Annotated in this window: 24 protein-coding genes; 11 read left to right on the plus strand and 13 right to left on the minus strand. The window is 69.0% G+C overall.

Features of this window, described 5'->3' with window-relative positions:
* Positions 1-3 precede the first annotated feature (3 nt).
* From VH112_07990 to VH112_08005, 4 genes are all read left to right on the plus strand, one after another.
* Positions 4-783: an ABC transporter permease subunit gene (locus VH112_07990; protein HEX4540172.1), complete on the plus strand. Its 780-nt coding sequence runs from the start codon at positions 4-6 to the stop codon at positions 781-783.
* A 59-nt stretch (positions 784-842) separates the two neighbouring features.
* Entirely contained in the window at positions 843-1,337 is a 495-nt protein-coding gene (locus VH112_07995; GenBank protein ID HEX4540173.1) for a thioesterase family protein, read from the plus strand.
* Entirely contained in the window at positions 1,334-1,684 is a 351-nt protein-coding gene (locus tag VH112_08000; GenBank protein ID HEX4540174.1) for a VOC family protein, read from the plus strand. Before VH112_07995 ends, VH112_08000 begins: the two co-directional genes overlap by 4 nt.
* Before the next feature lie 141 nt (positions 1,685-1,825).
* The gene (locus VH112_08005; GenBank protein HEX4540175.1) at positions 1,826-3,718 is read left to right on the plus strand and encodes a glycosyltransferase family 39 protein; all 1,893 of its coding nucleotides are present in this window, start codon (positions 1,826-1,828) and stop codon (positions 3,716-3,718) included.
* Positions 3,719-3,826: 108 nt separating this feature from the next.
* On the opposite strand, the gene VH112_08010 is transcribed toward VH112_08005, so the two are convergent.
* From VH112_08010 to VH112_08020, 3 genes are all read right to left on the minus strand, one after another.
* Positions 3,827-4,165 carry a P-II family nitrogen regulator gene (locus tag VH112_08010; GenBank protein ID HEX4540176.1) on the minus strand — a complete coding sequence of 113 codons (339 nt, stop codon included), beginning with the start codon at positions 4,163-4,165 and terminating at the stop codon, positions 3,827-3,829.
* On the minus strand, positions 4,162-5,643 hold the full coding sequence (locus VH112_08015) for an ammonium transporter (GenBank protein ID HEX4540177.1): 1,482 nt from the start codon (positions 5,641-5,643) through the stop codon (positions 4,162-4,164). The genes VH112_08010 and VH112_08015 overlap by 4 nt, the downstream gene beginning before the upstream one ends.
* A 160-nt stretch (positions 5,644-5,803) precedes the next feature.
* Complete coding sequence (locus VH112_08020) at positions 5,804-6,220, minus strand: hypothetical protein (GenBank protein ID HEX4540178.1); 417 nt, start codon at positions 6,218-6,220, stop codon at positions 5,804-5,806.
* 400 nt (positions 6,221-6,620) lie between these two features.
* On the opposite strand from VH112_08020, the gene VH112_08025 reads away from it, so the two are divergent.
* Entirely contained in the window at positions 6,621-7,169 is a 549-nt protein-coding gene (locus tag VH112_08025) for a helix-turn-helix domain-containing protein (protein ID HEX4540179.1), read from the plus strand.
* A gap of 27 nt (positions 7,170-7,196) precedes the next feature.
* Here the strand turns inward: VH112_08025 and VH112_08030 are convergent, their stop codons facing one another.
* Positions 7,197-7,442 carry a hypothetical protein gene (locus VH112_08030; GenBank protein HEX4540180.1) on the minus strand — a complete coding sequence of 82 codons (246 nt, stop codon included), beginning with the start codon at positions 7,440-7,442 and terminating at the stop codon, positions 7,197-7,199.
* A 397-nt stretch (positions 7,443-7,839) separates the two neighbouring features.
* Between VH112_08030 and VH112_08035 the strand changes: the two genes are divergently transcribed.
* A complete protein-coding gene (locus tag VH112_08035) occupies positions 7,840-7,992 on the plus strand; it encodes a hypothetical protein (protein ID HEX4540181.1) in 153 nt (50 codons plus the stop codon).
* 690 nt (positions 7,993-8,682) lie between these two features.
* Here VH112_08035 and VH112_08040 read toward each other — a convergent pair.
* From VH112_08040 to VH112_08075, 8 genes are all read right to left on the minus strand, one after another.
* On the minus strand, positions 8,683-9,339 hold the full coding sequence (locus VH112_08040; GenBank protein HEX4540182.1) for a PadR family transcriptional regulator: 657 nt from the start codon (positions 9,337-9,339) through the stop codon (positions 8,683-8,685).
* Positions 9,336-10,367: a DUF4097 family beta strand repeat-containing protein gene (locus VH112_08045; protein HEX4540183.1), complete on the minus strand. Its 1,032-nt coding sequence runs from the start codon at positions 10,365-10,367 to the stop codon at positions 9,336-9,338. The genes VH112_08040 and VH112_08045 overlap by 4 nt, the downstream gene beginning before the upstream one ends.
* An 81-nt stretch (positions 10,368-10,448) precedes the next feature.
* Positions 10,449-10,916, minus strand: coding sequence for an MOSC domain-containing protein (locus VH112_08050; GenBank protein HEX4540184.1), 468 nt, complete (start codon positions 10,914-10,916; stop codon positions 10,449-10,451).
* 51 nt (positions 10,917-10,967) lie between these two features.
* Positions 10,968-12,065: a hypothetical protein gene (locus VH112_08055; GenBank protein ID HEX4540185.1), complete on the minus strand. Its 1,098-nt coding sequence runs from the start codon at positions 12,063-12,065 to the stop codon at positions 10,968-10,970.
* Positions 12,066-12,201: 136 nt separating this feature from the next.
* Complete coding sequence (locus VH112_08060) at positions 12,202-13,026, minus strand: VC0807 family protein (protein HEX4540186.1); 825 nt, start codon at positions 13,024-13,026, stop codon at positions 12,202-12,204.
* A complete protein-coding gene (locus VH112_08065; protein HEX4540187.1) occupies positions 13,023-14,012 on the minus strand; it encodes a diiron oxygenase in 990 nt (329 codons plus the stop codon). The genes VH112_08060 and VH112_08065 overlap by 4 nt, the downstream gene beginning before the upstream one ends.
* Entirely contained in the window at positions 14,009-14,686 is a 678-nt protein-coding gene (locus VH112_08070) for a TetR/AcrR family transcriptional regulator (protein HEX4540188.1), read from the minus strand. Before VH112_08070 ends, VH112_08065 begins: the two co-directional genes overlap by 4 nt.
* A 96-nt stretch (positions 14,687-14,782) precedes the next feature.
* A complete protein-coding gene (locus VH112_08075) occupies positions 14,783-14,989 on the minus strand; it encodes a hypothetical protein (GenBank protein ID HEX4540189.1) in 207 nt (68 codons plus the stop codon).
* A 156-nt stretch (positions 14,990-15,145) separates the two neighbouring features.
* On the opposite strand from VH112_08075, the gene VH112_08080 reads away from it, so the two are divergent.
* The gene (locus tag VH112_08080; protein HEX4540190.1) at positions 15,146-15,631 is read left to right on the plus strand and encodes an HU family DNA-binding protein; all 486 of its coding nucleotides are present in this window, start codon (positions 15,146-15,148) and stop codon (positions 15,629-15,631) included.
* 178 nt (positions 15,632-15,809) lie between these two features.
* Positions 15,810-16,691 carry an undecaprenyl-diphosphate phosphatase gene (locus tag VH112_08085; protein HEX4540191.1) on the plus strand — a complete coding sequence of 294 codons (882 nt, stop codon included), beginning with the start codon at positions 15,810-15,812 and terminating at the stop codon, positions 16,689-16,691.
* 34 nt (positions 16,692-16,725) lie between these two features.
* On the opposite strand, the gene VH112_08090 is transcribed toward VH112_08085, so the two are convergent.
* A complete protein-coding gene (locus VH112_08090) occupies positions 16,726-17,433 on the minus strand; it encodes an HAD-IB family hydrolase (protein HEX4540192.1) in 708 nt (235 codons plus the stop codon).
* A 205-nt stretch (positions 17,434-17,638) separates the two neighbouring features.
* Between VH112_08090 and VH112_08095 the strand changes: the two genes are divergently transcribed.
* From VH112_08095 to VH112_08105, 3 genes are all read left to right on the plus strand, one after another.
* Complete coding sequence (locus tag VH112_08095; GenBank protein ID HEX4540193.1) at positions 17,639-19,189, plus strand: alkaline phosphatase family protein; 1,551 nt, start codon at positions 17,639-17,641, stop codon at positions 19,187-19,189.
* Between the two features lie 552 nt (positions 19,190-19,741).
* Positions 19,742-21,628 (plus strand): ferritin-like domain-containing protein, encoded by a 1,887-nt coding sequence (locus VH112_08100; GenBank protein HEX4540194.1) that lies wholly within the window; start codon positions 19,742-19,744, stop codon positions 21,626-21,628.
* Positions 21,629-21,683: 55 nt separating this feature from the next.
* On the plus strand, positions 21,684-23,486 hold the full coding sequence (locus VH112_08105; protein ID HEX4540195.1) for a carboxyl transferase domain-containing protein: 1,803 nt from the start codon (positions 21,684-21,686) through the stop codon (positions 23,484-23,486).
* The last annotated feature ends 157 nt before the right edge of the window (positions 23,487-23,643 follow it).

The raw sequence follows: 23,643 nt of genomic DNA on the forward strand, positions 1-23,643 counted from the left end.
AAGATGATCGTGCGCCCCCGCACCTGGCTCATCATCACGGTGCTCACCGGGTTGCCCGTCGTGGTGGGCGTCCTGCTCAAGGTAACTGGAGTGGCTCCCCGGCCGGGAACGGGCCCGCCCCTGCTGGCCGAGGTGCTCAGCAACGGCAGCCTGTTCCCCGTCGCCGCCCTCGGCCTCGTGCTGCCGCTGTTCCTGCCCGTGGCCGTGGCCATGGTCGGCGGGGAAGCCGTCGCTGGCGAGGCGGCGGGGGGCACGCTCCGTTACCTGCTGATCCGGCCTGTCTCGCGCGGCTACCTCCTGCTCGCCAAGCTGGCGACGGTCAGCATCTTCGTGGTGCTGGCGGTCGTCGTGATCGCCGCGGTGGGCTTCATCGTGGGAGCGTCGCTCTTCGGCGTCCATCCGCTCGCCACCGTCTCGGGTCAGACCGTTCCGGCCCAGGACGCGACCCTGCGCATCTTCGTCGCCGTGGTGTTCGCCATGGTCTCGATGCTCGGCGTCGCCGCCATCGCCCTGTTCGCATCGGTGCTCACCGACTCGCCCGTCGGAGCCGGCCTGGGAGCCATCGCCGTGCTCGTGTGCTCCGAGGTCTTCGACCTGCTCGACGCCGCCGCCGTGCTCAAGCCGTACCTCCCCACGCACTACTGGCTGTCGTTCGTGGACATCTTCCGGTTCCCCATCCTCTGGCACAACGTGGCCCGAGGCTTCCTCATCCAGGCTGTCTACATCCTCATCTTCCTTGGGGCCGCCTGGGCGAGGTTCTCGACCAAAGACATCACGAGCTGAGGGGGACAGCGGCGCCGCCCTGCGTCGCCGTGAGGTCGACCGCGTCTACGCTTCCGCCCATGCGCCGGCGCTCGGACGCTCGAGGCGGTCGCGCCGGTGACGGCAGCTCCGTGGTTCATCGCACGGTCGAGATCGACCTCGACATCTACACCTTCGACATCGACTTCGCAGGCCACGTCAGCAACATCACCTACATCCGCTGGCTGGAGATCGGGCGTCTTCAGCTGCTCGTCGACGCTGGCATGCCCACGCCCGAGCTCCTCGCCGAGGGGCTGGCACCGTTGCTCGTGCGCACCGAGATCGACTACCGACTCCCGCTGAGGCTCGGGGACCCCGTGCACCTGTCGCTGGACCTGGCCGAGCTGCGGGCCGCGTCGGCGGCCATCGACTTCCGCATCACCTCGAACGGCCGGCTGGCGGCGGCGGCCCGGCAGCTCGGGATCTTCGTCAAGCTGGACACGGGCAAGCCCACCCCGATCACCCCTGACCGCCGTGCTCGGTTCACGCCCTATCTCCAGCAGGAGCCGTCCGATCGCGAAAGACTGGAATCGTGAGAACGCTCGGTGTCCATCACGTCTCGATCAAGGTCGCCGACACCCGGGAGGCGATTCGCTTCTACTGCGACGTGCTCGGTCTCTCGGCGCGAAGCGACCGACCGGACCTCGGCTTCGGCGGGGCCTGGCTCGACGCCGGCGGCCAGCAGGTCCACCTGGTGGAAGGCGAGCTGCCCCAGGACCAGGGTCAGCACTTCGCCCTCCAGGTCGACGACCTGGGCGCGGCGATCGACGAGCTGCGGTCCCGTGGCGTCAGCGTGAGCGATCCCATTCCCATCGCCAGCGCCCAGCAGGCCTTCGTCAACGACCCCGACGGCAACCTCATCGAGCTGCACCAGCCCGGCTGAATCGCCCGGCAGGGCGCGGCACCCGTCTGTAAACGCCGACCAGCTTGATCTGCGCTGCGACCAGGGCATATTCTCCTGCCCGCTTTGGGCGATTTGTCCGAAGGACGACAGTGCGCAGCTGGGGAAGGGGAGCCCGACACCGTGCAACGGGTCGATCGTCGTCTCGCCACGTATCAAGGCGACGCCAGGGCTGGCGACATCGATGCCATGTACAACCTGGCGGTCTCGCTCGAAGCGCGACAGATGTGGGCCGGTGCCCGACTGTGGTACGGCCGGGCGGCAGCTGCCGGCGACGTCGACGCCATGTTCAACCTGGCCGTCCTGTTCGACCGATTGGGGCAACCGGCCGAAGCCACCAGATGGTTCCGGCGAGCAGCCTCGGCAGGGGACCACGAAGCGCGGCTGACCTTCGACCCGCCGCTCGAGTCGATCCGCCATGCATACCGCGACCCGGTGCTCGACACCGCACCCGTCGCCGACGCAGCCGACGATGCTGTCGATGCTCGCCCCGGCCTGACGCGGGTCTCTCTGAGCCCTTCGACCCGTCGATGGCGCTGGCTTGTCGGTTCCATCGTCCTGGTTGCGGGGATCTGGCCCATCGTGGGGTCCATCTGGCTCTTCCCGAGCCTCACACGAAACGCCGACGAGGTTGTCTGGCTCGCCCAGGCCGAGGTGCTCGAGTCGGGATCGCTGACAGCACCCGCCCCGGCCAAGCACCCGGAGAGCTACCGGCCTTGGTTCGCCTCCATGCGGGACGGGCGGTATGTCTACCGGTACGCGCCGCTGTTTCCCGCCGTCCTCGCCGCCTCCGACCTCGTCACCGGCACGCCTCGGACCGGGCTCGGTCTTGTCAGCGCCTGGGCCATTCTCGCCGTCTACCTCCTCGTCGCCGAGCTCGTGAGGCGGCGAGGTACAGCGCTCCTCGCTGCCGTCCTGGTCGGAACCAGCCCTCTCTTCTTCCTGACGTCGGCGATGTTCCTCGGGTACGTGTTCTTCATCGGGGCCTTTTGTACAGCCGCATGGCTCCTCGTCCGGGGGGCACGTACCGATCGGAGTGCTGACCTCGTCCTTGCCGGCGCCGCATTCGGCCTCGCCATCTTCCACCGCCCCTACGACGCGCTGTGGCTCGGCGTGCCGTGGCTGGCGTGGTTCGCGTGGAGATCTCGCCGGAAGACGCCAAAGGCCATCCTCCTCGTCGCCGTCGGTGCCCTCCCGGTTTTCGTCGCCATGCTGATCTACAACTGGCATCTCACAGGCGATGCGTTGAAGCCGCCGTTCCTGCTCTGGGATCCGAGAGACACCGTCGGTTTCGGACTCCACTCCTTGTCGCCAACCGACCCGCAAGTTGAGTTCACCTTCAGTATGGGCCTGACGGGAGTGGGCCACTTCTGGGAGGACCTGCTCCTGTGGACCGTGCCTGGCCTACCGCTCCTCGCCGGAGCGAGCCTTCTCGTGCTGAGAACGGCAGGGCGACGGCTGGCCCCGCTGGCGGGGATGCTGCCGGCCCTGACATTCGGATGGATCGGCTTCTGGGGGAGCTACTACGCACAGTTCCGTAATCAGCTCGGCCCGATGTACTTTCTCCCGCTCGTCGTGCCCTTGGCGGCCCTGACAGCCGTCGGTGCAACCGCTCTGGTGCAGGCGATTCGTCGCCCTGCCCACCGGGCTCTCGCGTACGCCGTCGGGGGGTGTCTCCTCGCTGCCGCGCTCGTCGAGGGTGGCGCCCACGCTGCTGCATGGCAGCCGAAGGCGAGAACGGCTGCACGTGTCGTCTGGCAGCTGCCGAGTCCCGCCTCGCTGTCAAGGGCAGTCGGTGGAACCGGTCGCACCCGGGCGATCATCTTCCTGCCCGAGGCGTTCGTCGGCTTCCTCCCCCCTCTCCACAACACGCCGCAGCTCGACGGCACGCGGCTGTATGTGGCTGACCGTCCCGGCACAAATGACCTGGCGATCGTGGCGGCGCATCCCGACCGGGCCGTGTTCCGGCTCGTCGCCGCCCTCGATGGCTCTGTTCGTCTCCAACGTCTGCGCTGATCAGCGCCACCGGCCTCCGGTCGGCCCGATCCCGGCGTGAAACGGCGACGGGGACAGAAGCCGGATCCTCGACCCGACTCCTGTCCCCGCCACCTCCGGGGGGAGTTGTTACAGGGCCTCGCCGCCCCGCTCTCCGGTGCGCACCCGGACGACCTCCGACAACGGAGTGACCCAGATCTTGCCGTCGCCGATCTTGCCCGTGCGCGCTGCGTTGACCATGGCCTCGACCACCTCGTCGGTGTGGCTGTCATCGACCAGCACCTCGAAGCGCACCTTGGGTACGAACTCCACCTGGTACTCGGCGCCCCGGTAGACCTCTGTGTGGCCGCGTTGGCGGCCGAAGCCCTGGACCTCGCTGATGGTCATGCCTTGCACGCCGACCTTCTTGAGGGCCTCGCGTACGTCGTCGAGCTTGAAGGGCTTGACGACTCCTGTGACGAGTCTCATCGGCCGCCTCCTTCCCAGGTCCTCTCGTCAGTCGACGCTGTCATTCCGGTTGGTGGGAGGGCCACGTCGGGCCCCCCTCCTCCGGCCCCGCCGGCAGAGCGGACGCTCGTCCCCTCGTCGACGCTGGCCAGCGCCCCCGATCGGCTGCCCACGCGTTCGAGCACCCTCTCGTCGGGGTAGACCTCCTCGTCGTGGACGGCGACGTCGCCGAGCGCGAGCTCCTCGTCGGTGTACCGCAAGGGCACGAACACCCCGACGATCTTGAGGAGGATGAAGGTGACGATACCGTCCCAGCCGATGATCGTGAGGGCGGTCATGAGCTGGAGCATCACCAGCCACGGATGCCCGTAGATCAGTCCGCGGACCGATGTACGGGAAACCCCACCGCCCCCGAGATAGACGATGACGTCGGGATTGGCGAAGAAGCCGACGAGCAGACCACCGGTGAGTCCGGCGATCCCGTGGGTGTACACGACCCCCATGGCGTCGTCGACCTTGCTGAACGGCCGCACCTTGGCCAGCTTGTTCCAGGCCAGCCAGACGATGCTCGAGGCGATCAGACCCATGAGAAGGGCTCCCGTGCCGTCGACGAAGCCCGCAGCAGGCGTGATGGCCACCAGTCCGACGATCATGCCGTTGACGCCCCCCAGGAAGGTTGGCTTCTTCTGCGGACCGGCGAACATGTCCCAGATGACCCACGTGAGCAACGCCGCAGCCGCGCACAGGTTGGTGTTGATGACGGCGGTCGACGCGTTGGCTCCGGCGAAGTACGGATCGCCGCCGTTGAAGCCGTTCCAGCCCAGCCACAGCAGGCCGGCTCCGACGGCGACGAACATCAGGTTGTTGGGCGCGGCGATCTCTCGGTCGCGCTTCAACCTTGGTCCAATCACCGCCGCGGCCACGAAGCCGGACGTGCCGGCGGCGAGGTGAATGACGTAGCCGCCGCTCCAGTCGACAGCTCCCTTCCCGGCCCAGTAGCCGCCACCCCAGATCAGGAAGGCGTTCACCGAGTACACGAAGGTGCTCCAGAGCAGGACGAACGGCACCCACGCCTTGAGGTTCATCCTGCCGAGCACGCTCCCCATGAACAGCAGGGGCGTGATGGCGGCGAAGACGAACTGGAAGTAGACGAGGGTGGACATGGGAAAGCGGAACGGGGGCATGAGGCCGGCCCCGCTGAGCAGCGGGATGTTGGCCTGGTTCTGCTCCGTCCCGTGACCCACGACTTGCCCCGGGATGCCGACCATGCTGTTGAGGATCCCGGGCCCGACGTGCCACGGCGTGCCGAAGCCCATGTCATAGGTCCAGAGGACCCAGGCGACCAGCACCACCGAGAAGCCGGTGAATGTCATGAGCAGGGTATTGACGGCCCAGCGTTTCTGGACCAGGCCGCCGTACAGGACGGCCAGTCCAGGGATGCTCATCAAGCCGACCAGCGTCGCCGCTACCAGCTGAAAGCTGTTGTCCCCGGCGTTCAAATAGGTTGGATACGGGTGCAGCAAACCAGCCACCTCCTAGGGCTGTCGTTCCGAACGCTTGCTCAGGACGATCGCCCGAGCACCGATTGCCCGCCGGCCGCGCCGGCGTCTCGAATTACGTGAAGTTCCAGTCCAGGTCGTGACAGTGCGCCAGAGCTCCTCACCTCCTCCGGCGCTGCGGCGCCGTATAGCGCGCCGAGCTCGCCGGTCGTGGGCGCGCCGCCTCAGCTGCCGGGGCGGGTGAAGGAGCGAACCTGAGCCGCAGCCCCGACAACAACGAGGAGATGCGGCTGTCTGCCGCGGTGGTGGCCCGTGTCTGACGGGCGACCATCACCATGAGGAAGACGGCATAGAAGAAGAACAGGATCTGGATGTAGAACTCGGGGCCCCACGGCCCGACGGCCACCAGCAACGCCCCTCCCGCCATGAGCACGCCACGGCGAGTGATCGTCGCGGCGGCGAGGAGCCCCGAGAGCACCAGCCCGATGAGCAGATAGCTGGTCCCTGTGGCGCCGGTCGCGACCCGGCTGCCGAGGTTGGGCACCCAGAGAGCGGCGAACCCTCCAGCCGCGGTCACCGCCGCAAAGAGGCCGACCCAGCGGTGCCGGTCGGCCAGGCGGATCGTCAGGGGCCCAGGGCGTTCGCTGCCTTTGCTTCCCCCGGACCGAGGTCGGTCGAGAACTGCGCGCGATGAGTTCGTTGCCACGTCAGCCAACCCTTCCGTTAGGCATGGCGGAGAAGGTAAGGCTCGTACGTCACAGGCGTTCGACAGGCTGATTAACAGCGCGTTAACAGCCTGACGCTCGGAACTGAAACAGAAGCGCTCGCTGATTAACGCGCCGTTTACATGCCCTGAAGCGACACGAAACAGCCGAGACGTACGATCCGCTCACGACGGAGGAGGTGTCCACGTGCGGGAACCGGATCGAGCCATGCCTTCGTACGGGCCCTCGCAGGGGCTCGCGTACGAGGTCCCGATGGCCCACGCCGACTCTGAGCCGGTGATCGTGGCTGTGGTGCACTGGCCGGAGGACGAGGAGCTTCTCCGCTGGTTCGCAGAGTCGGGGACGGCGCGGCTCGTGCTCGCCAGCGGCGACGAGCCCGTACCGTGGGTCGACGACCCGCTGCAGGACTGGGTGCGGATGCCCGTCCACCTCGGTGAGGCCCAGGCCCGCCTCGAGGCCCTGGCCCGGAAGGTGGCGGATCGTCGCCGGGTTGCGACCGTCCCCGTGCTCGACGAGAACGGCCGGTTGTTCCAGGGCGGACGCTGGGTCCCGTTGTCGGGCGTGACGGCGCGACTGGCGGCGGCACTCGTGGAGGCGTTCGGACAGGTGGTCGAGGACGCCGAGCTGCTGTCCCGCGGCTGGCCCGACGGCGGTGGGCAGCGGGACACCCTGCGGGTCCAGCTGACCCGGTTGCGGCGCCGCATCAAGCCCCTCGGGTTGGGGATCCTGTACGTGAACGGCGGCCACGTGCTCAGCGACCTGCGGCAGATGCCGCCGAGCCGCCGACCGGACGGCACGTGACTCGGCAGGTGCCCGGACCCGGCCTGACTAGGCCGCTCCGGCGCGGGGAACCTCCCGGCGCCGTCGATCGGCCCGTAGCTCGTGGGCCGAGAACGTGATCGGAAGGACCTGGCCGTCCGAGAGCCGTCTCAAGTGGTAGGCATGGTGCTCGACGCCGGCGACCACGAAGCCGCGGCTCCAGCTCCCGGTGAAGCGGGTCGCCACCTCGACCAGCTCCCCGACCTCAGGTCCCTGGGGCAGGGATCCGCTTGCCTCCGACGCCAGCTGCTCCATCACACCTCGCCTTCTCACCGTCGCGAGCACCTCGCCGTCATTGAACTCCTCGCCGGTCACGAGCCGATTGCCCCGATGTAAACGCTCGATGAACGCGCCCCCGGAGCTTGCGGCTGGTCACCGGCTCCTCGCCACGCGGGGGGTGGGTCTTGCTCGGGCGCTGCGATCCTGAGCGAAAAGAGCCGGCACCAGCTACCCTCGAAGGACCGGGATAGGGGACGGGCGGGAGACCTATCTGGGGGGAGGACTCTCGGCCGCTCTTTGTGTCTTAGGCGAAGGGGGGCGCCGTGGGCATTCAGATCATGTCCGGCGCTCGGTGTGCCGGAGCGAGAGTGTGGACGTCAGGTCGACGCTGCTGCTATCTCAACGCTTGCTCTCGGCGTGACTGGAGGGCTTCGTGAGCGTACCCGTCGGCCGCAACCCGTGGCCGTTCCTCAAGCGAAACATCTGCCAGCACTGCCGCGAGCAATTGCGGTTCGTCGACTCCCGCGACGGACAGGAGGTCGTCATCTGTCCCAATTGCGACTCGCCCTCGGGCGTGTTCAGATGACGCCACGCCAGGGCGCCGGCCCCAGCTCCTGAGCGACCTAGCTCATCAGGTCTCGTCAGCGGCGTCGCGCTCGCGGTAGTTCGCCGACGGATGACTCGTCCCGCTACGACGTCCTCTATTGGTCCGGCCACTCCGACCGCGCCTGCTGCGAGGTGGCCCGAACAGTCGCTTGAGCTCGAGTCTCTGCCCGTCGTCGGCCTCGACCGACTCCTCGTCCCACGCCCGCAACAGCTCCGGAGCGTTGGCCCACCACCACGGGGACGGCTTGTCGCCCCGATCGTGCCGCCCACAGAGCTGGCTGCCCGGAGCAGCTGGATTTCGGCAGGGGCGCCCGTTGCCCGTCCGGGCCTTGCAGGTCCCCCCGTTGCCGTTGCTTTGCACCACGATTCCCCCCTCCGGGCCCCTGGAATTCCAGGACCCGCCGCGAACCGACGAACGCGACGCTCCCCCACATCGAGAGCGTTCTCCGGTAGACCCCGAGATTAGGGCTTTCTGCCGCCGGTTGCGAGGTGAACTTACGCCACCCCAACGGGGTAATCCTGCTCCCCATTTTGACCACGCAGTGGCGCGAGATTCCGATGGAAATACGCCGTGATGCAGGAGCCCTTTCCGAGCGGCATCGGCTGGAAGGGCGACGCCGGCTGGAAACTGGGTCCAACGGACCAGGCAGTTGGGGCGGGGACGAAGGACTCAGCTCGAGGGCGTGCCATTGGCGCTCAGAGCGGCGATGATCGCTTCTCGAGCCGCCAGCAGGGCCTCCCTCACCGCACGAAGTTGACCGGTATCGATCGGTCTCCGTCGGGCGGCAGTCATCACGTCGGTCACGAAGGCGTCGAGATCTGCCCCGAGCGACCGGGTCTCATCGCCCCGGCCCTCGGGCGGCCGGCGATCGCCAGCGACGTCCCGCATCTGATCGTGTCGCTGCTTGGCCCCCTCGCGGGCCGTGCGGCGTTCCTCCCGGCGAAGGTCGCGCATGGCCACGCCAAGCTCCTGACGCAGCTCCCGCACCGAGGCCTTCACCTCGTGGCGGATCTCGCGGGCCAGATGGCGGGCCGACTCGGCGGCGCGGGCCTCGAGGTCGCGAAGCTCGTGCCGGTGGGCCTCGAGCTCGGCCCGCCCGGCGTCGGTGAGGCGGTAGATCTTGCGGCCCTCGATCTCGTCGTGCTCGACCAGGCCATCCTCCTCGAGGGCAGCGAGGCGTGGATAGACCGTGCCCGCCGACGGCGTGTAGAGGCCGAGGAAGCGGTCCTCCAGGAGCCTGATCAGCTCGTAGCCGTGGTTGGGCCGCTCGGCCAGCAACAGGAGCAGGAAGAGCCGCAATCGCCCATGGGAGAACACCTGGCTCATGCCACGGCCTCGACGGGTGCCCCGCACATCATCGAGACGTCCCCGAGGAGGCTGGCCATGCGCAGCGTCACGTCACCTTGTCCGAGCCGGCCGCGCACGGCACGCCCGAGACCGCCGAGGGGCAGCGAGTTGCGAGCACACGACCCCGCAGGCTCGCCCAGCAGCCGCGTCCCCGCTCCCGCCAGTGCGTCGGCCCACGCGCCGGCCCGGTCAGCCAGCGCGCCCGCCCGGTCAGCCAGCGCGCCGGCCCGGCCGGCCCAGTCGCCAGCCCAGGTTGCCCAGGCGTGGGCCGTCTCTGACCAGGCCTGCGCCGTCCCTGGCCACCTATGGGCCCAGGGCGGCGCCTCCTCCTCCGATGTCTCGGCCCAGGCGGGCACGTCGATGTGCCCCATCAGCGACTCCGCCTCGAAGGCGACGCTGGCGTCGGCTGGCAGGCGCACCGTCACCGGACCCGACGCCGAGCGACACGAGCAGCGGGCGCCGGGACGGGGGTCCAGATCGGCGACGACCTCGCCGGTGACCGTGGAGATGGCCGCCTCCTGGAGTCGGCCTCCGACAACGGTGACGGGGCCGGAGACGGACTCGACCCGAAGCCGCCCCGCCACCCCGTCGAGCGCCACCTCGCCGGAGACCGTTCGGGCCCTGACATCGCCGGACACGCACGTGGCCGTGACCTCGCCCGACGCCGTCGTGAACGACATCCGACCTGCCAAACCGGCGGCGAGAAGGGCCCCCGACTCAGTCTGGACCGTCGCCGCCGCCGCCGGCGGCATGGTGAGCGTGATCGTGGCCCGGGGGCGGACCAACCTGCCGGACCACCTCGTTGGCTGCTCGACGGTGAGCACGCCGTCGTACAGCCGGATCGCGACCGGCTCCTCGGTCACGCCGTCGACCTCGAGCCGGGGCGGCGAGGACGTGCCGGCCAGGGATACCTCGCCGCCACCCATTCGCACGTGCGCCGCATCCAGTTCCCCGAGATCCAGCCGCAGTCCCTCGCTCCCGGGCTCGACCGCGTAGTCCATGCTCATCACTCCCGCTCTCAGCGCCCGTCCCCGTGCCCGGCCAACACACGATATGTCGCGACTGGGTGGCAGTCAAGATATATCGCGTTAGCGGTCCTCAAGCGTTCGTACGGCATCGCCGACCCGGATCCGACCGCCCGACGCGACCTCACACCGCAGGCCGCCCCGGTGCACGAATGCCCGGCGCACTCCCTTCGCGGTCAGGGACTCCAGGTGGGCGCACGGCTCAGCCAGCCGGACCCCGATGACCTCGACCTCACCCACACGGAACGTGCGACCCACCAGGTGGTTGAGGGCGACGCCGCGCGTGACGACGTTGCGCCTCGTCGCCCCCGGTTCCAGGTCGATGCCGTAGTCCCGTCGGACGGCCTCGATGGCTTCCTCCTCGATGAGGGTCAGCGCCCGCCCCGAGGCCGGCTTCGACGACCAGCTCCCGTTCTCGGAGGCGTAGCGATCGCCAACGACACCCGAGGCGTGCACCTCCAGCTCGTCCTCACCCCGCATGTCCGCACCGGCCGTCGCGCTCAGGAACAGGTCTGCGACCACGCCGTCCATGCCGAGAGCTTCGAGGCGGCCGCTCGCTTCGTCAAACGTCTTTTGAGTTCGCTACCCGCCGGCCGTTGGGGTGCCGGGGACGGCACCTGACGACGGGGCGCCCGCCGCCGAGGCGCCAGATGGCGACGAACCCGACGACGTCGCCCCCGACGACGAGCCCGAGGTCCCTGGCGTCGAGCCGTTCGAGCCTGGCGGACTCGACGGTTGGGTCGACGGAGTCGGTGTGGTGGTGGCCGTCGACGGCGTGGTCGTGCTCGACGAGGACGGAGACGTGGTCGTTGTCGACGAGCCGTCCGGGGTGGTCGTCTGCGGGTTGGTCGTGGTCGAGCTCGAAGGGGTGGACGGTGTCGTCGGTGACGGCTTGGACGACTGGCCGCCGCCGACGATCCCACCGAGCGAGGTCGTCGCACCGGCGGGAGTCGAGCCGCCGACGATGCCCGACAGCGGCTTCTTCGCCAGGGCCTCGACGGCGGTCACGGCGGCCATGGACAGGCCGAACGCCGCCACCGTGGCCAGGGCGATGTTGCGCCAGCGGAGGGAACGGACGAGGCGGAGCAGGCCCGACCAGAGCGCCTCGATGCTGGCACCCACTTCGCGTTCCTTCGGGGGTACCGGTACGCCCGGAGGCGGCGGCGGCGCGCCGGGACCCCTCCCCGACGGGATCGGGGGAGGGCCGAGGGGGCCCGGAGGCGGGACCTCCGTGGACCGATCCAGGGCCGGCACCTCGTTGGTGTTGTCAGGATCCCCACCAATGCCGTCGCCGCCCGTCCTGCCCGAGGCGCCACCGGAGACCGGGCCACCGGAGACCGGGCCACCCGAGACGCGGGCTCCGCTGCTCACGAGGGAGCGGACGGTCGTGGCCGGCTGCTTGATGGCCGTCGGGAGGGTGTCTTTGAACGCCGACGGAATGGATTGCCGCAGGGCCTTGCGGGTCGACCTGATCGAGTACGAGTACACCGCGTTGCCGATGCTGGCGGCGGCGCTGACAACGCCGGCGCCGATGACCGTTCCCGCCACGCCGAAGAACGAAGCCAGCACGGCCGCGGTGATCGACGCCAGCGCGCTGGCCACGACCTGGACGGGGCTGAGGTGAAAGGTGCGTTCGCGATCGTTCATGGTCACGGCAGAGGGACGTTCGTTCATCGTCACGGCACAGGGATGTTCACTAGTTGCAAAGCATATACAGCATGTGCTTACTAAATCAACTTACGGACCAACCCCAGCACCGCCCGACCGGTCATCGGACACTTCTCCCCACCCCCGGCCCGCCAGGCCAGTGTATGGGTCAGCGCGCCGGACCCGTGTCGCGGCCGTCCTGCGCCGCGACCTGTTCCGGCTGCTGCGCCTCGTAGGCAGCCACGACGTCCGGCGGCGGCTCCTCCCCGCGCAGCGCCCAACCCCACTCCTCGCTGCGACGGAAGGCGCGCACCGCGTACCAGATCGACCACGCCATGAGGGCCACGATGAATGGTCCGCTGGTGATCAGGTTGACGACCAGGAAGGCGTCGATGCTCCCCTTGCTGAGCGCCCCCAGTCGGACGACGCTGCGCAGCACCTGGTAGACGCCCCAGGCCAGCGAGATCCGGGTGAAGACCCGACGAAACGTCGCCGAGCTCCGGACCTCGTCGGGGAACGGAAAGATGTCCTGGGCGAAGAGCCCGGCGAGCGGCCGGCGAAGCGCGATGGACACCAGGAAGGCGACGCCCAACCCGGCTGACAGCAGGACCTGCTGGGCCAGATAGATCCGGGCGCTGTGGAACGCCAGACCCACGCCGGCTTGGACGAACACGAACCCGAGCGCCAGCAGGGCCACGGCGCCAGGTCGCTCGCGTCGCCGCGCCGCGTACCAGGCCACGATCCCGACAGCGGTGGCCACACCGATCCCGACCTCCGTCCCTGCGACCTTCCAGCCCACATAGAAGGCGAGCACCGGCCCGAAGGCGTCTCCGGCGAAGCGCGGTCCGCTCCCGAATAGCAGTGATCTGACGGTGAGCGAGCCCGCCGCCGTCAGCGCCGCCTCAGCGGCCGATAATTCGGCGGTAGGCACCGCCACCTCCGGAGGTGCGTGCTCGCCGCCTCTCCCCTGCCGGTGCGCCGCCCGCACACTCATGCCGCACGTTCGCCATCGGTCACGTCGCGCCACAGTCCGAGCAGCCTCCACAGGGACCGATAGACGGGGCCGGCCAGCCCGAGGTCCGCCCACAGCCGACGAAGCTTGTGCATGGACGCCAGGGCCTCGTCGTGATGGACAGCATTGCGGGTGAAGGCCTCCGTTACCACCTCCTTCGGGATGTGGTGGCGGCGGACGATCTGCGTCGACGGCCGGAGCATCATCTGGGCCATCACGGCGAGCACCAGCGGCGCGCCGATGGCCAGCTGCGCACGCCGCAATCGGCCCAGTCCGGGGACGCTGCGCTTGAGGTAGTGGCGAGCGAACGAGAGATGCCGGGCCTCCTCGGTCACATGGATGCGCATGACCCGTTCCAGCAGCGGGTGGATGGTGCGGCTGCTGCGCAGCTCCCGGCGCTGCACGTAGTCGATGGGATCCTCTCCACCGAGGACGAACGCGAAGAACAGCGGGGGGAAGCGGCGCCCGAGGGAGGCAATGAGACGGGATGCGGCGCGCTCGAAGCGGTCCAACCCCTTCGCGTCGAAGCCGCTGCGGTTGACGAACTCCTGGAACATGAGCGAGTGCTGGGCCTCTTCGACGACCTCATGGTAGGCATAGCGAAACTCCGGCGACCCGTTGGGCAAGGTCGCCGCGTACTCGAGCAGCCCCCGCTTGAGCACGTTCTCGAACTCGAGCCCCGTCTTCATCTTCGACGCCACCAGGTCCAGCCCAAGGCGAGCGCGCGCCGGCTGGGGCAGCGCCCGGTACCAGGCTGTGCCACCGAGCGAGTCGTCGCTCGACAGCTCCCAGCGAGGATCGCCGCCGTCGATCGCCAGCTCGGGCGCGTCCCAGTCCACATCGGCATAGGCGTCGAAGTGCTTCACGACGGACTGGTGGCTGAGCCGGGCGAGCAGGGCGGCGTACGGGTCGAGCTCGCGATCCGGGAGGTGCTCCTCGCAGGCGAGCTCTCGATCGAGGGTCGTCACGGCGCTTCCTCCTTCTCGTCGCGCCGTTCTCCAGGACCGGCGGTGTCAGGTGGGCGGGGCACGAAGAGCCGGCTGATCGCCTTGAGCGCGTCGATCATCTGCTGCTGGTGCAGCTCGTCGCCGACGACCATTCGCTGCAGGGCGAGACCCTCCATGAGCGTGCTGGCGAAGGCCTGACCGACCTCGTAGAAGCCGGGATCGACGCCGTGCTCGGGCGGGAACAGCTCGAGGAAGACGGCCCGGCTCTCCTCCATGAACGTGTTGTCCATCTCCAGCACCTGGCGGCGCAGATCCGGGTCGGTTCGAGCGGCGACCCACAGTTCGACCCAGGCCACGAACGTGGGACCTCGGAACATCGACCACAGCAGATCGATGGCCACGTCGAGGCGGTCGGCACCTGGCTCGGCCTGGGCGAAGCCCTTCCGGAACTCCGTGGTCCGGCGCTCGCACAAGTGGTACACGGCGGCCGTGAGCAGCTCGGCCTTGGTCGGGAAGTGGTGCAGCTGGGCACCCCGTGAGATCCCTGCCCGCCTGGCCACCTCCACCGTCGTCGTCGCCCCGTACCCCTGCTCGACCAGGCAGTCGACGGCGGCGTCGAGGAGGGCCGCGCGTGTGGCCACCCCGCGCTCCTGGGTTCGCCGTTGACGGACACCGTCCGTGTCTTCCCCAGCCACGGCGCATCTTCTAGCAGGGGTCAAACCAATCAGTCAAGACTGATTGGTTTGGCGGGCGCTCCTAGGACCGCCTCACAACTCTGTCAAGACGGCGCGCTAGTCGTCCGGTCCGGTCTTGGGGTCTCGCCGAAAATCGACGCCGGCCAGGAGCTCGGCGGTCTCACGGGACCGCCGGCGTCGGGCCCGCATGATCAGCAGGGCGATACCAGGATGACCGGCTGGGACGGGCGAGATCGGCTCGGAAGGGCGCTCCGAGGTCGGCTGCTCCGACGTCGACGGCGGTGCCCCGTGGGCATCCGGCATGTGAAGAATATTCTCCTTCGCTCACCCTTCTTCCTACCCGCGACAGAATGGCGGCAATCAACGGTCGGTTGGCACCGGTCTTCACGACCATCCTCGCCTTCACGCCCCAAATAACGCAGAATGGTCGGGCGCTGAGGGCCTACGAAGGAGGCGAGCATGAACCGCAGAGACCTCGTGCGAGCGGTAGCGAACGAGACCGGCCAGGATGCGAAGGCCATCGACTCCGCCCTACGGGGCTTTACTGACGTGGTGACGGCCGCGGTGTCCAAGGGGGAGCAGGTGGCGATCTCCGGGTTCGCCAAGTTCGCCAAGGTGGAGCGGGCAGCCCGTATGGGCCGCAACCCCGCGACCGGGGAGCAGATCCGAATCAAGGCGTCGAAGCGGGCCCGCATCACCGCGCTCAAGGGCTTCAAGGAGGCGGTCCTCAACCCCTCCCAGGCGCCCAAGCTGGGGCGTGGCGTGCTCGATGGGACGGCCGGCCCCGCCAAGAAGTCGACCGCCAAGAAGTCGACCGCCAAGAAGTCGACGGCCAAGAAGTCGACCGGCAAGAAAGCCACGGCCAAGAAGTCGACCGCCAAGCGACCAGCGGCGAAGAAGACGGTCAAGAAGAAGGCTGCGGCGAAGAAGACCGCCAGGCGTTGAACCGCCTCCGGCCTCAGCGCGATCAACCGCTCCTAGTCGTCGGGAACTGAGTTAGTCGTCGGCCAGCTCGCTGTGCGGGCTGACTGTCCACTGTCTTGGCCTACGATCTCCCCGTCGATCAAGCGTCACCAGCGCCGGCCCGCCCGCCTGCGCTGAGTCGAGGAGGAGCAACGCGATCGTGCTGAGCTATCTTCAGGCCGTCATCCTGGGCCTTCTGCAGGGGATCACCGAGCTGTTCCCGATCTCCAGCCTGGGCCACACGGTGATCTTCCCGGCGCTGTTCGGCTGGCACGGTGTGGTCCAGGCCCAGTCGGCCAAGGAGTCGTTCTATCTGGCCTTCCTGGTCGGCATGCACGTGGCTACCGCCCTGGCCCTGCTGATCTATTTCCGGGACCAGTGGTACCGGATCATCAGGGGGTTCTTCGTCACCCTTCGCACGCGCCGCATCGAGACGGCGGACGAGCGCCTGGCGTGGCTCCTGATCGTGGCCAGCATCCCGGCCGGGCTCGTGGGTCTCGTCTTCGAGCACGTGTTCCGTACCGTCTTCGCCAAGCCGCTCGCCGCCGCCGCCTTCCTCATGGTCAACGGACTGATCTTGTTCAGCGGCGACGCGGCCCGGCGACGGGCCGAGGCGAGACAGCCCGCGGGCGCGCCGGGTGCGGCGAGGGCCGCCGCCCGGAGGCTGGACAGCCTCGACTTCCGGGAGTCCGGCGTGATCGGCGTCGCCCAGGTCTTCGCGCTGTTCGCCGGGATCAGCCGTTCGGGTATCACCATGGTCGCCGGCCTCTTCCGCGGCCTCGACTACGAGGACGCGGCTCGCTTCTCGTTCCTGCTCGCGACTCCGATCATCCTGGCGGCCGGGATCTACAAGCTCCCGGACCTCCTGGGCCACAACGGCGACGGTGTGCGTAGCCAGATCCTGGTCGGCAGCGTCGTCGCCGGCGTGGCCGCCTACCTGGCCGTGCGGTTCCTCATGCGGTACTTCGAGACCAACAAGCTGTGGCCGTTCGCCGTCTACTGCCTCCTCTTCGGCGGCGCGATGGTCATCCGTTTCCACTGACGGTGGCAGCTGCCGGAGGCTGACGGCCGGCGACTCAGTGGAACCGCAGGATCGGCCAGCCCGATGCACGGGCCGCGCTCCGCAACTCGCGGTCCGGATTGACGGCGACGGGGCGACGGCAGGAGCGGAGCAGCACGAGGTCGGAGGCGGAGTCGGAGTAGGCCGCGGCGTCGGTCAGCGGCACGGGTCCGACCTCCTGGGCAAGACGGTCGAGCTTTCCTCGGCCCTGGCAGAACGGCCCCGCCAGCCGCCCCGTGTAGCACCCGTCGACGACCTCGGCCACGGTGCCGACTCCCCGATGCGCACCGAGAAGGGCGCTCACAGCCGTCACCAGCTCGTGGGGGCTGGCGGACAGGACCACGCAGAAGTCACCGCGCTCGAGGTGCTGCTCGAGCAGCCAGCGGGCGCCGGAGTAGACGTCGGAGGCGACGTCGCTCGCCACCTCCATGACGGCTGAGAGCAGCGGGGCCTGCGGGGTACCCGAGAAAGCCCCGAGCATGCTGTCCCGCAGGCGCTCCACCTTGGACTCGCTGGCCCCGCAGCGCCGGAACACCAGGTTGCGAGCCATGTGGGTGGGCAGGGTCCAGGGGCTCACCAGCCCTCGTCGGGCCAGGGCCCGGCCGAGATGGACGAGGCTCGAACCGGGTATCAGCGTCCGGTCGAGGTCGAAGATGGCGAGGGTGCTGGAGGGCGCCGTGGTGAGACCCGGCCGGCTTCGCTCGAGGGCCGCCAGTGCCGCCATGGCCCCAGTGTGCGATGGGCCTCTTGCGCCGCGATGAACGCGGTCGACAGGCCAGATGAACCGTCGGCGAACATTCCGCCTGCCGCGTCACGAACCACATCGCGCCGCGGCAACTGCGCCGCCCGACCATTCTTTGCCTCGCGTTCACCCGCACGCTCCGATATCGTCATAAACCGGTCACAGTCGGGCCGTAACGTCCCCCACCATGCGCAAACTTTCGCACGTGGGGAAGCTCGGTATCGCTGCCATGACGCTGGCGACCACCGCCGTGATGACGGCAGTGGGCTCGGGCGCGATCGGGGCGGCCAGCCCGGGCGCGCCACCGCCCGACAGCTCCGCAGCCGCCACGACCACGCCAATCAAGCACCTGGTCGTCATCTTCCAAGAGAACATCTCGTTCGACCACTACTTCGGCACCTATCCTCACGCCACCAACCCGGCGGGTGAGCCGTCGTTCACGGCCAGCCACGACACACCGAGCGTCAACGGCCTGACCCCGTCCCTGCTGACCGCCAACCCAAATCAGGCCAACCCCAACCGACTGGACCGCAGCCAGGCGATCACCTGCGACCAGAACCACGACTACACGTCCGAGCAGCAGGCCTTCGACCACGGCCTGATGGACAAGTTCGTGCAGGACACAGGCGCGACGCCCCCATGCGATCCAAAGCAGGTCATGGACTACTACGACGGCAACACCGTCACGGCGCTCTGGAACTACGCGCAGCACTTCGCCATGAGCGACAACTCATTCTCGACCGGCTTCGGGCCGTCCACACCCGGCGCCCTCAACCTCGTCTCCGGCCAGACCCACGGCGCCACACCCGCTGCCCTGCCGGGCGAGGTGGCCAACGGCACCGTCATCGGCGACCCCGACCCCACGGGAGACGACTGCGGGGGGTCTACGGGAACGGCGAGCCTCACCGGCAACAACGTCGGCGACCTCCTCAACGCCAAGGGGGTCACGTGGGGCTGGTTCCAGGGGGGTTTCAAGCCCACCGGTCAGAGCAACGGCAAGGCGGTCTGCAACTCCGCCCACCCCAACGTCGGGGGCGTGAGCCAGCGGGACTACAGCGCTCACCACGAGCCCTTCCAGTACTACGCCCAGACGGCGAATCCGCACCACCTGCCCCCGACGTCGGTGGGCGCCATCGGGACGACCGACCAGGCGAAGCACCAGTACGACTTGTCAGACTTCTCGGCTTCGGCCGACAGCGGTCACCTGCCGGCGGTGAGCTTTCTCAAGGCCGCCAGGTACCAGGATGGCCACCCCGGGAACTCGGATCCGCTCGACGAGCAGCACTTCCTGGTAGACACCATCAACCACCTCCAGAAGCTCGACAGTTGGAACTCGACGGCTGTGGTCGTGGCCTACGACGATTCGGATGGGTGGTACGACCACGTGATGGGACCCATCGTGAGCCAGTCCAACGATCCGAGCGCCGACGCCCTCACCGACCCGGGGATGTGTGGGACAGCCCAGCCCGGCGCCTACCAGGACCGCTGCGGCTACGGTCCCCGGCAGCCTCTCCTGACCATCTCGCCCTGGTCCAAGAGCAACTTCGTCGATCACTCGATCACCGACCAGACGTCGATCCTCCAGTTCGTCGAAGACAACTGGGGAACTGGTCGGATCGGCAACCAGTCGCTCGACGCCAAGGCCGGGAGCCTGACCAACCTCTTCGACTTCACCGGGAATGCGGATGGGCGCCGGCTGACGCTCGATCCGACCACCGGGCAACCGACATCCGGCTAGTCGCACTAGGCCTCCGGGCGCCTTCGGCCGACGGTAGGATCTTCGCATCGATGAGATCCTGACGATTGCCTTCGGGATCGGACTGGCCGGTGTGGGCCTCGTCCGGCGGTGGCGCGGCGGTCGCTCGTCACTGGGCGCGACGGTGAACCGGCTCGGCACGGACGTCACGGTAGGTGTCGCCGGGGCCACGGAGGAGGCCGCCAAGCAGGCGGGCTCGCTTGCGGGAACGGCCGTCTCGGTCACGGGCTCGATCGTCGTGGGCGGCGCCAGCCTGATGGCCGACGGCGCCGTAACCCTCGCCAGTGTCGCTACAGGACACATCCTGAGCCGTCCGCCTTCGCCACGAGCGATGCCGGAGAAGGCAGCAGGCGAGAGAGGGCGTCCCGAGGCCGGCAATCCCAGTGGCGGCCAGCAAGCCAAACGCGCTCGCCCGAGCTCGACGCCGACATCCACCGGGCGGCGCTCGTCGACCACCAAGGCGCGCAAAGCTCCGAAGTCGTCATAGACAGCGGCCAAGGGCGCCCCTGGCGAGCCCCCCGATAGCCTCGGGTGATGGCGGAGGAGACCCCGGCCGGGGAGGAAGCCGAACGCCAGGCCGGCGGCGGGCGCCTCGAGCAGATCTACCGAGAGTCGGAGCGCCTTCTGGCCAGGTGGCGCAGCCGATACCGCGGTCGCCCCGAGCGGGAGCGGCGCCGGCTCTGGCTCCTCGCCCTCGAGCGGGAGCAGCTGGTCGGTGTGGCCTACCGGGAGCGGGCGATCGCCCAGCGCGTCGCCCGAATGCCCCTCGATGCGGAGGTGCGCCATCTCGTGCGCCGGGCGCTCGTCTGGGTCTGGCAGGACGAGGAGATGCACGCCGCTTACGTGCGGGGGGTCCTCCTCCACCACGCCTCGGGGTGGATGCGAGGTTTGACCTACGGCGAGCAGCTCTACGGCGCCCTGTCCGGATGGGCCAGCGCCACGGACCAGCATCTCCACCTACGGGAGCGCCCGCTCGCGGTCGCCTTGGCGCGGACGTTGACCCTTGGGGGTTTGCTCACGGGTCAGCTGAGCAGCGCCCTACGACAGGAGCTCGACTACGGGCCCTTCCGAAAGTTCTGCCGCCTCAACGTGGAGCTCGAGCGCAGCGCGGCGCTGTGCTGGGCCCGCATCGTCGAGCTGGCTGAGACCGAGGACGAGCGCGAGGCGGCCGAGCAGATCGCGGACGACGAGCGCAGGCACGGTCAGGTCTTCGCCCTGCTGGCAAGGGCCCTCGGTGACGACGACCGCCTCCGCCCGGGATGGACGAGGGATGTCGTCGTCGACGAGCTGCGGTCCGTCGGAGAGTGGTTCCTACCCGGGCGGGATCGAGCGGCGGCGGTCCGGCCCGGTCGCTTCGCCACCGGCGCGCCGGTGTTCGTCGAGCGGGGCAGCTCGTCCCCCGACAAGCGCGCCAGCCTCCGTCGGGTCCTCGACCGAGCGGGCCTGGCCGAGCTCATCACCTCGAAGGCCGCGGCTGGCCGGCCCCTCCGAGCCGCGGTGAAGACGGCCTTCATGCTCGGCTACGACCGCCACGACCGCTCGACGGTCGTCGACCCGATCCTGGTAGAGGAGCTCGCTCTCTACCTGGTCGACCACGGCGTCGCCGAGGTGGCGGTACTGGAGGCGCCCACGCTCTACGACCGCTACTACGGGCACCGCTCGGTCGCCGAGGTGGCGCGCTACTTCGGCTTCGAGTCGCCCGCCTACCGCGTCGTCGACTGCTCGCGGGACCAGGTCCCGTTCGCTTACCTGCGGGGGGCGGCCCAGTCGTGCATCAGCAGCACATGGCGCACCGCCGACGTGCGTCTCGTCCTCGCCAAGCTGCGCACCAACCCGTCGGAGCTCGGACACCTCTGCCTGTCGTCCCTCGAGGGGCTCGGCGAGCGCCAGGATCGCTACGTCTTCTCCGATCGCCAGCTCCACTACCGGATGGCCACCATGATGGTGATCGACGCCTACGCGCCGGATTTGGGCGTGGTCGACGCCTTCGAGGACGCCGCCCAGGGTCCCTTCGGCGTGATGGCCTGCCGCCACCCGGTGTCCCCCCGTCGTGTCTATGCCGGTGCCGACGCGCTGTCGGTCGACACCGTCGTGCTGCGGGACATGGGCGTGCCCGATCCCCTCCTGTCACCGATGATCCGCATGGCCACCTACTGGTTCGACGCGCCGGAGGACGCTGCGACCGTGGTCGGTGGCGGCGGCCCGATCCCCGGCTTCCGCCACCCGTACCACAGCGGCATCTCGACCGCGCTGTCGACAGCCGCGTACCCCGTCTACGTCTACGGCAGCGGCGCCGGGCGGCTCTTCGTCCCCGCCATGGACGAGGGCGCTTTTCCCCCCTTGGCCAAGACCGGGCCGGTCGTCGCCGCCGTCCGCGGAGCGGCCCAGCTGGCCTTCGGCCTGCGGCCGCCGGCCCGCTAGTCGGCGCTGCCCACCAATGCCCGCCTGCCGGGGCCAACTGCTAGACAGGTGACCGATGCTCACCGTCGGGTCGCCGCTGCACGGGACGGTCGTCAGCATCGACGTCGGCGAAGGCGACGTCGTACGCAGCGGACAACAGGTGGTCGTCATCGAGTCTATGAAGATGCAGCACCCAGTCGAGGCGGCGGCCGGCGGCTTCGTCCGCAAGATCGAGGTGTCGGTGGCCGACACGGTCGTGCCGGGTCAGGCCCTGGTTGTACTGGAGGAGGCGGCAGTCGGCGACGATGACGGACGTCAGGACCAGACCGGCCCCCCGCAGCAGATCCGGCCCGATCTCGCCGAGGTCCTCGAGCGCCACGCCATCGGACTCGACGACGCAAGACCGGACGCCGTGGAGCGACGCCGGCACACGGGCCAACGCACGGCCCGGGAGAACATCGAGGACCTGTGCGACGACGGGAGCTTCGTCGAGTACGGAGCGCTCGCCATCGCCGCGCAACGGCGACGCCGTGAGGTGGACGACCTGATCAGGCGAACGCCGGCGGACGGCATGGTGGCGGGGATCGGGACGGTCGACGATCACCGGACGATCGCCATGTCCTACGACTACACCGTGCTGGCAGGGACCCAGGGTCTGCAGAACCACCGCAAGAAGGACCGGCTCTTCGAGCTGGCCGAGACGCTCCGCCTCCCGATCGTGTTCTTCACCGAGGGAGGCGGCGGACGACCCGGGGACACCGATGGCGTCGGCGTGAGCGGGCTCGACTGCATGGCCTTCAACCTCTTCGCCGGGCTGAGCGGCCTCGTGCCGCTGGTTGGTGTCAACTCCGGCTACTGCTTCGCCGGCAACGCCGCCATCCTCGGCTGTTGCGATGTGGTCATCGCCACGGCCAACTCCAACATCGGGATGGGCGGTCCGGCGATGATCGAAGGGGGCGGGCTGGGCGCCTACCCGCCTGGTGCCATCGGACCCATGGAGGTCCAGGTACCCAACGGCGTGGTGGACATCGCCGTGGCGGACGAGGCGGCCGCGGTCGCGACAGCGCGGCGGTACCTGTCATATTTCCGAGGGGCGGTCCCCGAGTGGGACGAGATGGACCAGGCCCGCCTTCGCCACATCGTGCCCGAGGACCGGCTGCGCACCTACGACGTCAGGCAGGTGGTCTCCACGCTGGTCGACCGGGGCTCGCTGCTCGAGCTGCGCGAGGGGTTCGGGACGGGCATGATCACGGCCCTCGCCCGCGTCGGTGGTCGGCCCGTGGGCGTGATCGCCAACAACCCCGCTCATCTGGGCGGAGCCATCGACGGGGCGGGCGCCGACAAGGCCGCCCGCTTCATGCAGCTGTGCGACGGCTTCGACGTGCCGCTCATCTCGCTCTGCGACACGCCGGGCATCATGGTGGGTCCCGAGTCGGAGAAGCAGGCGACCGTCCGCCATTGCGCTCGCATGTTCGTGATCGGGTCCACGATCACGGTCCCCTTGCTCACGATCGTGCTGCGAAAGGGCTACGGGCTGGGCGCCCAGGCCATGGCAGGAGGCAGCTTCAAGGCGCCGATCTTCACCGTGGCCTGGCCGACCGGAGAGTTCGGGGGAATGGGCCTCGAGGGCGCCGTGCGACTCGGTTACCGCCGCGAGCTCGACGCCATCGACGACCCCGAGCGCCGCGAGCAGGCGTTCCAGGAGATGGTCGCAGCCATGTACCGGCACGGGAAGGCGCTCAACACCGCGACCTACTTCGAGATCGACGACGTGATCGACCCGGCCGACTCGCGCCGATGGATCATCGCCGCCCTCGACTCGGCTCCACCCCCTCCAGCGCGGACGGGCAAGAAGCGTCCGTGCATTGACACCTGGTGAGCAGCGTCTCGACGTCGGATCCGGTGGCCTCCTTCTGCCGGCCGGCACTCCGCTGCCGACATTGACCGTCGAGTCAAGCGGAGTAGCACTTGACATACGGACTGTATGTCTGTGTTAGCATTTCGGTCGTCAGTATCCACTCGTCGGCGGCGCCCTG

Source organism: Acidimicrobiales bacterium, assembly GCA_036270875.1.
GTDB lineage: Bacteria > Actinomycetota > Acidimicrobiia > Acidimicrobiales > AC-9 > AC-9.